At 68.7% G+C, this 12,521-nt stretch carries 16 protein-coding genes; 8 read left to right on the forward strand and 8 right to left on the reverse strand.

Annotated features, from left to right (window positions below):
- The first annotated feature begins 8 nt into the window (after window positions 1–8).
- Genes HHL15_RS09570 through HHL15_RS09600 form a run of 7 tightly spaced genes read left to right on the forward strand, consistent with a single transcriptional unit; the run spans window position 9 to window position 4,472 of the window.
- On the forward strand, window positions 9–344 hold the full coding sequence (locus HHL15_RS09570) for a DUF3024 domain-containing protein (RefSeq protein WP_169145540.1): 336 nt from the start codon (window positions 9–11) through the stop codon (window positions 342–344).
- Window positions 345–354: 10 nt separating this feature from the next.
- On the forward strand, window positions 355–1,503 hold the full coding sequence (locus tag HHL15_RS09575) for a cysteine desulfurase family protein (RefSeq protein ID WP_169145541.1): 1,149 nt from the start codon (window positions 355–357) through the stop codon (window positions 1,501–1,503).
- 40 nt (window positions 1,504–1,543) lie between these two features.
- Window positions 1,544–1,753, forward strand: a complete 210-nt coding sequence (nifT, locus tag HHL15_RS09580; RefSeq protein ID WP_169145542.1) for a putative nitrogen fixation protein NifT — start codon at window positions 1,544–1,546, stop codon at window positions 1,751–1,753.
- Window positions 1,750–2,016 (forward strand): hypothetical protein, encoded by a 267-nt coding sequence (locus HHL15_RS09585; RefSeq protein WP_169145543.1) that lies wholly within the window; start codon window positions 1,750–1,752, stop codon window positions 2,014–2,016. The genes nifT and HHL15_RS09585 overlap by 4 nt, the downstream gene beginning before the upstream one ends.
- A gap of 2 nt (window positions 2,017–2,018) precedes the next feature.
- On the forward strand, window positions 2,019–3,215 hold the full coding sequence (locus HHL15_RS09590) for a DegT/DnrJ/EryC1/StrS family aminotransferase (protein ID WP_169145544.1): 1,197 nt from the start codon (window positions 2,019–2,021) through the stop codon (window positions 3,213–3,215).
- A gap of 30 nt (window positions 3,216–3,245) precedes the next feature.
- Window positions 3,246–4,118: an SIR2 family NAD-dependent protein deacylase gene (locus HHL15_RS09595; protein WP_169145545.1), complete on the forward strand. Its 873-nt coding sequence runs from the start codon at window positions 3,246–3,248 to the stop codon at window positions 4,116–4,118.
- A 57-nt stretch (window positions 4,119–4,175) separates the two neighbouring features.
- Complete coding sequence (locus HHL15_RS09600; RefSeq protein ID WP_169145546.1) at window positions 4,176–4,472, forward strand: 2Fe-2S iron-sulfur cluster-binding protein; 297 nt, start codon at window positions 4,176–4,178, stop codon at window positions 4,470–4,472.
- An 82-nt stretch (window positions 4,473–4,554) separates the two neighbouring features.
- Here HHL15_RS09600 and HHL15_RS09605 read toward each other — a convergent pair whose 3' ends face one another.
- Window positions 4,555–4,935, reverse strand: coding sequence for a rhodanese-like domain-containing protein (locus tag HHL15_RS09605; RefSeq protein ID WP_169145547.1), 381 nt, complete (start codon window positions 4,933–4,935; stop codon window positions 4,555–4,557).
- 900 nt (window positions 4,936–5,835) lie between these two features.
- Between HHL15_RS09605 and HHL15_RS09610 the strand changes: the two genes are divergently transcribed.
- The gene (locus tag HHL15_RS09610) at window positions 5,836–6,480 is read left to right on the forward strand and encodes an RluA family pseudouridine synthase (RefSeq protein WP_169145548.1); all 645 of its coding nucleotides are present in this window, start codon (window positions 5,836–5,838) and stop codon (window positions 6,478–6,480) included.
- On the opposite strand, the gene HHL15_RS09615 is transcribed toward HHL15_RS09610, so the two are convergent.
- The 7 genes from HHL15_RS09615 to HHL15_RS09645 form a co-directional block, all read right to left on the reverse strand.
- Window positions 6,477–7,463, reverse strand: a complete 987-nt coding sequence (locus HHL15_RS09615) for a CapA family protein (RefSeq protein ID WP_169145549.1) — start codon at window positions 7,461–7,463, stop codon at window positions 6,477–6,479. The genes HHL15_RS09610 and HHL15_RS09615 overlap by 4 nt on opposite strands.
- Window positions 7,460–7,903, reverse strand: coding sequence for a hypothetical protein (locus tag HHL15_RS09620; RefSeq protein WP_169145550.1), 444 nt, complete (start codon window positions 7,901–7,903; stop codon window positions 7,460–7,462). The genes HHL15_RS09615 and HHL15_RS09620 overlap by 4 nt, the downstream gene beginning before the upstream one ends.
- A gap of 971 nt (window positions 7,904–8,874) precedes the next feature.
- Window positions 8,875–9,297 (reverse strand): ArsC/Spx/MgsR family protein, encoded by a 423-nt coding sequence (locus tag HHL15_RS09625; protein ID WP_169145551.1) that lies wholly within the window; start codon window positions 9,295–9,297, stop codon window positions 8,875–8,877.
- Complete coding sequence (gene draG / locus HHL15_RS09630; RefSeq protein ID WP_169145552.1) at window positions 9,294–10,247, reverse strand: ADP-ribosyl-[dinitrogen reductase] hydrolase; 954 nt, start codon at window positions 10,245–10,247, stop codon at window positions 9,294–9,296. Before draG ends, HHL15_RS09625 begins: the two co-directional genes overlap by 4 nt.
- Window positions 10,240–11,112, reverse strand: coding sequence for an NAD(+)--dinitrogen-reductase ADP-D-ribosyltransferase (locus tag HHL15_RS09635; RefSeq protein ID WP_169145553.1), 873 nt, complete (start codon window positions 11,110–11,112; stop codon window positions 10,240–10,242). The genes draG and HHL15_RS09635 overlap by 8 nt, the downstream gene beginning before the upstream one ends.
- A gap of 27 nt (window positions 11,113–11,139) precedes the next feature.
- Window positions 11,140–11,727 (reverse strand): hypothetical protein, encoded by a 588-nt coding sequence (locus HHL15_RS09640; RefSeq protein WP_169145554.1) that lies wholly within the window; start codon window positions 11,725–11,727, stop codon window positions 11,140–11,142.
- Window positions 11,708–12,310 (reverse strand): group II truncated hemoglobin, encoded by a 603-nt coding sequence (locus tag HHL15_RS09645; protein WP_235943324.1) that lies wholly within the window; start codon window positions 12,308–12,310, stop codon window positions 11,708–11,710. The genes HHL15_RS09640 and HHL15_RS09645 overlap by 20 nt, the downstream gene beginning before the upstream one ends.
- Window positions 12,311–12,521: the final 211 nt, after the last annotated feature.

Raw genomic sequence — 12,521 nt, forward strand, 5'->3', positions numbered from 1 at the left:
GCCGCATCATGAGCCGCCATGCCAGCGTCACCGGCCCCGGCGAACTGGTGCGCCGCCGCATCCTGCGCAAGCTGGAGCAGCGCAGCCGCTACCGCTACGTGCAGCCCGAAGTGTTCTGGGTGGACGGGGCCTGGCTGATCCGCAGCCCCTGCTGCTCCCGCAACATCGATCCGGATGGCGGCGTCATCGACATCGCCCGCCTGGAACAGCCCGAGCCCGCCGTGTGGCGGCTGTACGCCAGGGACCACGCGGCAGGGCGCTGGGTCTGGCAGGCCAGCGCCGGCCGCATCGACGAGCTGCTGACCCTGGTTGCCGATGACGCCCACCGGGTGTTCTGGCCTTGAGGAGCTTCCCATGATCTACCTGGACAACAACGCCACCACCCGCCCGCTGCCGGAAGTCCTGATCGCGGTGGCCGGCACCCTGGCCGAGCAGTGGGCCAACCCGTCCTCCAAGCACCCCGCCGGCCAGGCCGCGCGCAGCGTGCTGGCGGCGGCCCGGGCAGAGGTGGGAGGCCTGTTCGGAGCCTTGCCGGCCGAGGTGGTGTTCACCTCCAGCGCCACCGAGTCCAACGCCCAGGCCCTGCACGCCGCCCTGGCGGTGCCGGGGGCGCCGCGCCGCCTGGTGATCTCCGCCATCGAGCACAGCGGCCTGCGGGAGGCCGCGCGGGCCCTGGCCGGGCAGGGCGTGGAGGTGTGCGTCCTGCCGGTGGATGGGCGCGGCGTGATCCGTGCCGCCGTGCTGCCGGCGCTGTTGCAGGAGGGCGCCGCGCTGGTCTCGGTGATGGCCGCCAACAACGAGACCGGGGTGATCCAGCCGGTGGGCGAGATCGTCCGCCTAGCCCAGGCCGTCGGCGTGCCGGTGCATGTGGATGCGACCCAGCTGGCCGGCCGCCTGCCCATCGACTTCGCCGCCCTCGGGGCGCGCTTCGTCAGCGCCTCGGCCCACAAGCTGCACGGCCCCAAGGGGATTGGCGTGCTGCTGGTGAAGAAGGGTGCGCCCTTCACCCCGCTTTTCCCGGGCAGCCAGGAGCGCCGGCGGCGCGGTGGCACCGAGAACCTGCCGGGCATCGCCGGCTTTGCCGTGGCGGCCCGCCTGGCCCGGGTCTACCTGGCGTCGGGTGACGAGATGGCGCGCCAGGCGGCGATGCGTGACGCCCTCGAGGCCGGCCTCGGCGAGGCCCTGCCCGGCCTGCGGGTCTTCGGCGCCGGGGTGCCGCGCCTGCCCAACACCAGCTGCCTGGCCTTTGGCGCCCTCGATGCGGAGATCGTCCTGATGCGCCTGGAGAAGGCCGGCATCTGCGCCTCCAGCGGCTCGGCCTGCAGCGCCGGCGCCACCGACCCCTCCCACGTGCTGCTGGCGATGGGCGTGTCCGAGGCCGAAGCCCGCGCCGCGGTGCGCTTCTCCCTGGGGCGGGACACCACCCCCCGGGACATCGCCACCGTCATCGACACCCTGCGCTCGAGCCTGGCGCCCCTGCTGGTGGATGCGCTGGCTGCATGACCCCCTTACCCGAAACCGAACATTCAAAACGGAGCTTCCCATGAAAGTCATGCTGCGCAATACGCCCGCCGGCCTGTCGGCCTATGTGCCCAAGAAGGACCTGGAGGAGCCCGTCGTCTCCCAGGAGCAGGCCGGCCTGTGGGGCGGCACCATCACCCTGGCCAACGGCTGGGTGCTGGCCCTGCCCGAGATGGCGGCGGACACCCGCCTGCCGATCACCGTCGAAGCCCGCAAGGTGGGAGGTGAATGATGGGACTCAGCACCGATGACATGAGCGTGCTGTCCGGGTTGGGCAACGCGGCGCCGGACGTGGCGGCCCTGGCCGCCGCCGCCCGCGCCCACTGGAACGGGCTGCGCGTGACGGTGGTGGATGCCCTCGATGTGCGGGGTGAGACCCCCGCCCTGGAGACCGCCTCCGCCGATGTGTACCTGCTGGGTTCCGACGGCCACTGCTGGTCCCTCACCAGCGACCCCGCCGCCGCATCCGGCCTCATGCTGGCCGCCAGGAGCTGACCATGAACGCCCCCGCCGAGATGCAAACCGTCGACCACGACGAAGACTGGATCCTCCTCACCGACCCCGACGTGAGCGGGATCGAGCTGGACAAGGTGATCCGCGCCCTGCGCAGCCCGCGCCTGTCGGCCGGGGCCCGGGTCGAAGACTTCGAGGCCGAGTTCGCCGCCCAGCACGGCCGCGCCTACGGCATCGCCACCGCCAGCGGCACCCTGGCCATGTGGCTGGCCCTGCGCGCCATGGGCATCGGCCCTGGCGACGAGGTGGTGGCCTGCAGCTACGGCTGGCACCAGACCTCCCACGCCATCCTGCTGGCCGGGGCCACGCCCAACTTCGCCGAGATCGACTACTGGTCGGGCTGCATCTCCCCGTCGGCCGCGGCAGACCGGATCCGGCCCAACACCAAGGCCATCATCGGCAACAACTGCAACGGCCATCCGGCCGCCTGGAAGGCCTTGCGCCAGCTGGCCGAAGCCCGCGGCGTGGCGCTGATCGAGGACTCCACCGAGGCCATCGGTTCGCGCTACCTGGGGCGGCCGGTGGGCAGCTTCGGCGATGTGTCGGTGTTCGACTTCTCCCAGCCCGGGGCCCTGTGCTGCGGCGAAGGCGGCATGGTGCTGACCGACGACCCGCGCCTGGCCACCGAGCTGCGCTACCTGCGCTCCCACCGCCTGACCGACCGGACCTCCGTGTCGATCGGCAGCCGGGTGCCGCTGCAGGCCAACATGAGCGACCTCACCGCGGCCCTGGGCCTGGCCCAGCTGGAACGCATCGACGAGATCCTGGCCCGCCGCAAGCAGGTGGAGGCCTACTACCGGGATGAGATGCAGAGCTTCGAGGGCATCAAGCCGCCCTACCTGGGGCCGGACGTGGACGAGGTGCACTGGATGCTCTACGTGGTGCACCTGGGGGCCCGCTTCACCGCCAGCGGGCGCGCCCAGATCGTGGACGACCTGGAGGCCGACCTGATCGAGGCCGCCCCCTTCAGCGCCCTGCTGCACCAGCAGTTTGCCTACCAGGCCCTCGGCGAAGAGTTCAACTGCAAGCGCGGCTGCCTGAAGAACACCGAGCGCATCGGCGACCGTTCCCTGGCGCTGCCCTTCTACGGGCACATGGACGCCGACCAGGTGAGGTTCCTGGTCAAGACCCTCAAGGACGCCTGTACCAACGTGGGTGCCGGCGCCGCCATCTACCTATAAGACATCCCCCGACATCCCCAGAGGTTCCCCATGACGACGCTTGCCACCGCTCCTGCCCCGTCGGAAGTACTCCCCGACGGACTCCCCGCCAGCCTGGTCGAGGCCCTGGCCGCCGGCCGCGTGGTGCCCTACCTGGGCCCCCGCGTGCTGGCCCAGGCCACCGCCTACGGCGTGCCTGCCACCCCGGAAGAGCTTGTGGTCCTGCTCACCGCGCGGAGCTCGGTGCCCCACAAGATCCGCAACCGGCTCACCCAGTCGGCCCAGTACATCGAGAACTTCAAGCACCGCAAGACCCTGGTCGGCCTGATGAACGAGGCCTTCGCGGCCAAGGCCGTGCCGGCGCCGCTGCACCAGTCGCTGGCCGGCTTCGGCTTTCCGCTGATCGTCGATGCGTGGTACGACGACGCGATGGCGGCGGCCCTCGCCGAGGTGGCCCCGACCGGCAGCTGGGGGCAGGTCCAGGGCCTGGCCCAGTCGGAGCACTTCGGCACCTGGACCGGCTGGTACGACGCCGACGGCACGCCCACGCCCGACCACAAGCCCGACTGGAAGACCGTGCTCTACAAGCCCATCGGCGCCCACGCCCCGGCCGGCAACTACCTGGTGTCCGACACCGACTACGTGGAGGTGCTCACCGAGATCGACATCCAGACGCCGATCCCCCAGGAAGTCCAGCGCCTGCGCAGCGGCCGCAACTTCCTGTTCATCGGCTGCCGCTTCAACGACCAGCTACCCCGCGCCTTCGCCCGGCAGATCATGAAGCGCTCCTCCGACCGCCACTGGGCGGTGATGCCCGACGAGCCGACCCGCATGGAAGCGCGCTTCCTGGCCGAGCAGGGCATCGAGCGCATCCCGCTGCCCCTCGACGCCTTCGTGCCGGCGCTGCTGGCACGCCTCGGCTGAAGCGGCGCGGCCCATCCGCCCATACAACGCTTTCCCAACACGTCCAGAGGTAGTTCCATGGCTCTACTCACCATCCAGCCGTCCGGCAAGACCGTCGACGTCGCCGCCGGCTCCATCCTGCTCGGCGCCATCATGGCCGCCGGCGAGACCATCGCCCACAAGTGTGACGGCAAGGCCCAGTGCGGCAGCTGTCACATCTTCGTGCAGGAGGGCCGCAAGACCCTGCCGCGCATCCAGAAGCTCGAAAACGAAAAGCTCGACGCCCTGGTCGGCGTCAGCAGCAAGTCCCGCCTCGCCTGCCAGACCGTGATGGGCGAAGAGCCGGTGACCATCGAGTTGCTGAGCTTCGTCTGACGCATTGCGGCGGAGGCTCGAGGAGAGCCCCCGCCGGCAGCCTTTGGGGCGGCGCTTGCCGCCCTTTTTTTCGTCTGTGACTTTATTCGAAGCTCGGCAGTTCGGGCTTGACCACGGGCTTGCCTGCGGCGATCCAGGCATCGATGCCCCCGGCAATGCTGCGCACGGACAGGTAGCCCATCTCTTTCAGGCTGCGGGCCGCCAGGGCGGCGCGGCCGCTGGTCTTGCAGTACAGGACGATTTCCAGGTCACGCCGGCCGAGTTCAGGCTTGCTCCCCAGGCGGAACTCCAGCACGCCGCGGGGGATCAGGATGGCACCGGGTAGATGGCCTCCGGCAAACTCGTCGGCTTCGCGCACGTCGATCAGCACATCGGCATCGCGGATGGCCGCATCCGCCTCCTGCGGGGACACTTCGGTGATGTGCTGGCGCGCTTCGGTGACGAGGTCGTGGGGTGTTTTCATGGCGGTCCGTGGGGGAAGAGGTTGGCGGGAGCGCGCCTGAGAGTGCGCCCTTGGGGAAATGGATGGAATATTAGTTTTTTCTAATTTGAAGGGCAAGCTTCAAGGGGGCTGGCGGTCTGGTGCGAGATCTGTAGGGGCGGCTTCAGCTGTTTGTTTGCTTGTTTGTGCCTTTGCTGGTCGGCTTTCCTTTCTTTTGCGTTGGATTGGCCGGGATTTCGCCCCGGCGGGCGACCCCTTTCTTTGCGTCGCCAAAGAAAGGGGGAAAGAAAGGCGACCCGGCTTCCCCGGTCGTCCGCGTTGCGGACGACTCCCCTGCGCTGCTCGCATCGGGCGGCCGGCGCGGAACTCGTCGGCTGCGCCTCCTCAGACAGCCGCGCCGGAAAGCCCCGCCCGCTGCTGCGCTGCTCGGCGGGTCAGAACGGGCTTTTCGCAAACACCGCGCGTTTGCTGAAGCGGAGGTTGGCTTCCAGCGAGAAAAGCAAAACCCAGCGCCTCGCATCTGCCGGATTTTCCGCAGAGGCTCGGTGCTTGGCAAAAGCCCGTTCCGACCCGCCGAGCAGCGGAACGGCAGGCGGGGAAGTCCGGCGCGGCTGTTTGAGCCCGCAGGGCGAGTTCCGCGCCGGCCGCCTGGCGTGAGCAGCGCAGGGCAGTCATTCGCGCAGCGAATGACCGGGGAGGCGGGTCGCCTTCTTTGCCTTCTTTCTTGGCGAAGCAAGAAAGAAGGTCGCCCGCCGGGGCGAATTCCCGGCCAATCCAACGCAAAACAACGGAAAGCCGACCAGTAAAGGAGGCACACCCAGCCTCGAAGACAAAGCGCCGACAGCATCCCCCCTGGACGCAGCCGGTGCGGCTGGCGACAATCCGCGCCTTATCTGCCCTATCTCCGCCCCATCCGCCCGCATGCCCCACCTGAACCCCACCATCGTCCACGTCGATGAGGCCGTGATCGTTGCCGACAAACCGGCCGGTCTGCTCTCGATGCCGGCGCGGGGCGAGGCGCGGCAGGATTGCCTGGCCAGCCGGGTGCAGGCGCTCTACCCGGACGCCTTGCTGGTGCATCGCCTGGACATGGCCACCTCCGGCCTGATCATGCTGGCGCGGGGCCATGAGATGCTGCGCCGCCTGAGCCTGGCCTTCGAGCAGCGCATCGTGGGCAAGAAGTACTGTGCGCTGGTGCATGGCCATGTCGCCGATGACCGTGGCGAGATCGCCCTGGCCCTGGGTAGCGATCCGGACAATCGGCCGCGGCAGCGGGTCGATCCGCTGCAGGGGCGCCCGGCGCTGACGCGCTACCGGGTGCTGGCGCGCAGCGGAGAGGGCGCTGGCGCCCGGACCCGGGTCGAGCTGACGCCGCTCACCGGGCGTACCCACCAGCTGCGGGTGCACCTGATGTCGATCGGCCACCCCATCGTCGGTGATCCGCTGTATGCCGCGCCCGATGAGGCGCAGCAGGAGGCGCGCATGTGCCTGCACGCCATGAGCCTGGCCTTCATCCACCCGCAGACCCGTGTCCCTGCGTGTTTCGAGAGCGTGGTGCCGTTCTAGCGGGCTGCCGGTTTGTCACTGCAGGGGCGCGCTTCCGTCTGGCCGGCTTCCCAGCAGCTGCCGGCCTTGCGCCGGTCGGGGTGGGGGACGCCCTCCCGGTCGATGCGCGCGATGTGGGTGCGCCAGTGCCGCACCCCCTCGCGGCCCACTTCCATGTGCAGCAGCCAGCCGGTGTTGTTGTCCTCGCTGGTGAAGCTGTCGAACAGGAAGTTGCCCAGGCTGTAGATGATCGGCTTGCCGCGATAGGTCTCGATGTCCTGGGTGACATGGGGGTGGCCGCCCACCACCGCGTCGGCGCCGGCATCGATCATCAGGCGTGCGAGCTGGCGCTGCCGGGCGCTGGCCCGCTGCTCGTTTTCCCAGCCCCAGTGCATCACCGGGATGACCAGGTCGGCCCGATGGAGGCTGCGCGCGGTGGTGATGTCGAGGCGCACCTGCTCGTCCTCGCTCCACGCCACGCCGGGCTTGTCCACGTCGGCTTCGAAGGAGCGCGGAAAGAACTCGTCATAGCCCAGCAGGGCGATGCGCAAGCCCTTGCGTTCGATGATCAGCGGCGTGTGCGCCTCCTTCAGGGTGTGGCCGCCGCCGAAATAGGCGATCCCGGCCTTGTCCAGCCGGCCCAGCATCTCGGCGAAGGCGGCGGGGCCGAAATCCCCGGAGTGGTTGTTGGCCAGCCCCACCACATCGAAGTGGCGCTTGAGGACAGGCAGGGTGCGCGGGTGGGCACGGAAGGAATAGGGCTTGGCCGGGTCGGCCACGCCGGTGGTGGCCACCACGCATTCGAGGTTGCCGACCCGGATGTCGGCCTGCTTCAGCAGGTCGGAGAAGGGCGCAAAGGGATCGCGCCCCTGCCGGACCACCTTGCCCGGGGTGTCGGTCAGCATGATGTCGCCGACGAAGGCGATGGTCACCGTGGGCTCCGCGGCGGTGGCGGGCGCGGCCAGGGCCAGCATCAGCAGGGCTGCAGGGAGGGCGCGGATCATGACTCCACCTCCACCAGGGCGCACTCGTACTGCAGTTCGCGCTCGAGCCGGGGCGAGTAGAGATACTGCCGGCCCGTCAGGGAGCCGGCCGCCGGATAGGGCTGCGCGGTGGGCGCCAGGTACTTGGCCTGCTGCAGCAGGATGGGGCCGCGGGGGGGCAGGTAATAGACATACAGGCTGATGTACTCGACCTTGTCGCCGCGCTCGATCATCACCGCCTTGAAGCTGAAACGCTCGTTGATCGACACCGCCTTCACTTCGTAGGGGTTGGTGGCCGGGCCGAAATGCAGGGTCTCGCTGCGGCCGCCCTGGTTGATCTCGCAGTCGAGCCGGGCTGCGGCGATCGACGCGGCAGGCAGGAGACCGAGCAGACACAGACCCGCAGCCCCGGCCCACCTGCGCGGGGGGGAGAGGTCTGACATGAGACGCGGTGTGGGCAATTGGGGCTCCTGGGGGGCGGGGTAGGGGGCCTATTGTAGGGTTGCCGGGGGGCTTCATTCGCCCGTTTGTGCCTTTGTTGGGGCGGCTTTCCGTTGTTTTACGTTGGATTGGCCGGGATTTCGCCCCGGCGGGCGACCTTCTTTCTTGCTTCGCCAAGAAAGAAGGCAAAGAAGGCGACCCGCCTCCCCGGTCATTCGCTACGCGAATGACTGCCCTGCGCTGCTCACGCCAGGCGGCCGGCGCGGAACTCGCCCTTCGGGCTCAAACAGCCGCGCCGGACTTCCCCGCCTGCCGTTCCGCTGCTCGGCGGGTCGGAACGGGCTTTTCGCAAACACCGCGCGTTTGCTGAAGCCGCTGTTGAGAATCAACGCACAAGCAAAACCCCAACGCCTCGCGTCCAGCGGCTTTTCCGTAGAGGCTCGGTGCTTGCTGAAAGCCCGTTCTGACCCGCCGAGCAGCGCAGCAGCGGGCGGGGCCTTCCGGCGCGGCTGTTTGAGGAGGCGCAGCCGACGAGTTCCGCGCCGGCCGCCCGATGCGAGCAGCGCAGGGGAGTCGTCCGCTACGCGGACGACCGGGGAAGCCGGGTCGCCTTTCTTTCCCCCTTTCTTTGGCGACGCAAAGAAAGGGGTCGCCCGCCGGGGCGAAATCCCGGCCAATCCAGGGCGGAAAAAAGGAAAGCCGCCCAGAAAAGCCGCAGACGCAGAAATTGTCCACCCAACCCCGCATCCCTTGCACGAGCCGTCAGAACGATTTCACCGCCGTGAAGAAGGATTGCAAGGCCTGTCAGGACGACTGCACGGCGTGGGGAAGGATTACAGGCGCTGTCAGGACGATTGCACAGTCGTGATGAAGGATTGCAGGCGCTGTCAGGACGATTGCACGGTCGTGATGAAGGATTGCAGGCGCTGCAGGACGATTGCAAGCCCGTGAAGAAGGATTGCAAGCGCTGTCAGGACGACTGCACGGCCTGTCAGATGGATTCACAGTCCCCCGACATCGCGGCACAGCCCTCGGTACGCCTGCCATCCAGCGCGGCAAGGGCCGGGCTGTCCAGCCAGGCGGCGACGGTGGCGGGGTCGAAGCCGACGACGCGGCCGGCGGCGGTTTCCATCAGCGGGCGGCGGATCAGCAGGGGCTCGGCCAGCAGCAGGGTCAGGGCGCTGTCCCGGTCTAGGGCTTCCGGCACGACCTCGCCGGACTTGACCCGCGGTGCGGCGCGGTTGAACCACTCGGCCACCGGCAGTGGATCAAGAAAGGCCAGCAGGCTGTCGGCGGTCCATGGCCAGCTGAGCAGGCTGCGCACATCCAGGCTGTGGCCGGCGGCCTCCAGCCAGGCTTTCTGGCGGGCGTTGCCACCACAGCCGGGTTTCTCGTAGAAGATGACGTGGGTCATGGCAGGCTCCGTTGTTGGGATGGGCACTGGCCGAGGGCCAGCAGGGCTTGGGTCTGGGTGACGATGGCCTCCGCGATCGGCCGGTCGAGGCGCTCCAGCCAGCGCCGCGGCAGGGCGGTGGCGCCGCATTGGGCGCCGTGCAGCATGCCGACCAGGGCGGCGGTGGTGTCGGCGTCGTCGCCGCGGTTCATGGCGCCGACCACGGCACTTTCGAAGTCTCCTTCGGTGAAGCTGAAGTGGAAGACGGTCTGCAGGGTGTCCACCACGTAGCCGCTGGCCCGCCCGGGGTAGGGCTGGAAGCGGAACTGCGGGTTGTCGGCGATGAAGGCATCCACCAGCGGCCGGCAGTCGGAGAGCTGCCCGCCGAGCAGCAGGCGCCGCACCAGCTGGCCGCAGATCAGGGTGGCGGCATCCGACAGGCCGTTGTGGTGGGTGAAGTGGGCCTGGGCCAGGCTGCGGTTGCGGAAGGCGCTTTCGTCGGCCAGGGTGGCCAGCACCACCGGCAGGTTGCGCATCACCGCGCCGTTGCCGGCGTCGCCGTCGGAGGGCGGGCCGGCCAGGGAGCCATCGGCCATGTAGCGGCGGATGCCGCGCCGGCAGGTGTTGCCGCAATCCACCGGCTTGCCGCGCAGCCAGGCCACGTAGGCTTCGGCGACGGCTTTCATGCACCAGCCTTTGGCGTCGAGGATGGCCTTGCCGAGGGCCAGGCACATGGTGGTGTCGTCGGTGACCTGGCCGGGGGCGAGCTTGAGCCAGCCGCCGCCTATCATCTGGCGGTGCACGCCGTACTGGGCGGCGATCTCGCGGACGGTCATGAACTCCACGGTGGCGCCGAGGGCGTCGCCCAGAGCGAGGCCGAGGTAGCTGCCGAGGGCGCGGTCGAGCTGGCTGCCTGGGCGCAGGCCGGCGGGCAGCAGGCTGGACTGGGGGCGGAGGAGGGCGTCAAGCATAGCGGGCCACCACTTCGTATTCGCCACCGATGACCAGCACCTCGCCTTCTCCGGCAAGGGCAGATCCGGGCAGCAGGCCGGGAAAGAACAGGATCTTCACGGTGGGCACCCGGGCCTCGAGGATCCAGTCGCCGAATTCGTCGGCCCGGTCCCGCGAGGTGGAGAAGGACACCACGTTGTTGAGGCGCAGCACGCAGGCCCGGTCGCGGCGGTCGCCGGCGATGACGCGCTGTTCGCTGAAGTCATTGACGCCCCGCCACAGGGTGATGAAGTCCCGGGCGGGCTGGCCGAAGCGGGCGATGGCCCACTGGCAGTATTCGTAGAGCAGGTCGAGCTGCTGGTGGATGCAGTTGTTGTGGAAGCGGCTGCTGCCCTTTTCCTCGATGTAGGTGATCCAGGCCGGGGAGGGGAAGCGCCCGAGGGGGGCCTTGTGGAAGGTCGGGACCAGGCCGAAGCGGCTTTCCGCCCAGCCTTTCAGCACGGCGCCGGCGGCGGAGTTGGAGTCCAGCCCCCAGCCCTGCAGCAGCTTGAGGTAGCTGGAGCGGTGGCGCCCGCGCGGGTTGCTGCGGGTACCCGGTTCGGGCGGCGCCAGGCCGAAGACGATCTCCATGAAATGGCGGAACACCGCCGAGGCCGCCGGCAGGTCGCCGGCGGTGTCGAGCAGGCGGAACAGGCCCCGATGGGTCTCCCGCACGCCGGCAATGGTGATCGGCTGGGGATGGGCATTGAAGGCCGGGGAGCCGAGCAGGCCCACTGGCAGCCCGACCAGGTTGGTCGTGTACCAGCGGCCGGGCTCGGCCCCGCGGCCTTCGCCTGCCCATTCCTCGGCCGCTCCCCCGCTGCGGCGGGGTGAGGGCTCGTTCATGGGGCCTGTTCCGGAGTCAGACCGGGATCAGACCGGACGGTTGGCGCCGAGGTCGCGGATCGGGCCCATGATCTTCAGGCCTTCCTCGTAGGTCAGCGGGGTGTAGGTGGCCGAGAACTTGGTGGCGCCATTGGCCACGGCGTCCAGCTTGCCGGCGGTGTCGAACTTCTTGAGGTCGTTCTTTTCCAGGTACAGGAGCTCGAGGGTCTCGTTGTACACGGTGGCCTCGTCGATCGGCAGCACGGTGTAGCTGATTTCGCCGAGCTTGACGGTGTACTTCTTGGACAGGTCGATGTTGTCGCAGAAGACGATGTACTTGCCGGTGGGCACGAAGTAGGGGCCGAGGACTTCGTGCACCAGGGCCAGGTATTCGAAGGACAGCAGGAAGCTGCTGAAGAAGGGGATGGTCTTGCCATCGTCACAGACCATCATGACCTGGTCGGTGACGATTTCCGGCGGACGCTTTTCGTCGGCGAACTGCTCGGCGAACTTCAGGGCGACGTCGCCGCGGAAGCCGTAGCGGCCGGCCTTCTTGGTTTCTCCCTTGAAGACCGGGTTGAGCAGGCGGCCCTTTTCGTCCAGGTCGAGGATGGCATTAGCGAGGGTGGTGGTCATGACTGCTTCCTTTGTCATTGCGGATGAAATCGGCGGTCTTCAAGAACGCACGGGTGAGTTGATTCTTCAGGTCCGGGTCGGTGACGACTTCGTCGAGGGCGCCGCTCATGCACAGCATCCAGGCGTCCCGCTCGGCGGCGCCGATGGAGAAGGGCAGGTGCTTGCGGCGCAGGCGGGGGTGGCCACGCTCGACGGAGTACAGCTGGGGGCCGCCGGTCCATTCGGTGAGGTAGCGCACCAGCACCTCCTTGACCGGGGCCAGGTTGGGCCCGTGCATGGCGCGGATGCCGGCCGCTTCGGGCAGGCTGTCCATGCGTGCGTAGAAGCTGTCCACCAGGCGTTCGATGGCGGCGCTGCCGCCCAGGCGTTCGAAGTGGGGATTGTTGGCCGAAGCATCGTCTGCGGCAGGAGGGGACGCCACTGAGGACGCCACCGAGGGTGCCGGCTCGGCATGCGCGGCGGCCTGCACGGGCGCCGGCTCGCCATAGACGGGAACGGCCCAGCCGTCGCGCCGCATATAGCCCACCACCACCCGGGCGGGGCAGGGGGGCAGGGCGTCGGCGGGGGTGTCCGGCTTGCTCATGATCTTGACTCCAGGTTTGCGGCGGGCCGGCGACCGGGTGTGTCGGGGCCGTTTCTCCACCTTCTATAGGCAATTGTTGTGCCGCTCCCCCCGGAGGCGTTTCGGATTTCCGGTAATTCCTTTTGGATCAGTTATTTGAGGCTTTGTGTCGGGCTTTTGTAGGAGCGTCGTCGCGGCTTTGCGAATCTGTGTCCTTCCTGACAGCGCTGGG

This window comes from Zoogloea dura, assembly GCF_012927165.1.
Taxonomy (GTDB): Bacteria; Pseudomonadota; Gammaproteobacteria; order Burkholderiales; family Rhodocyclaceae; genus Zoogloea; species Zoogloea dura.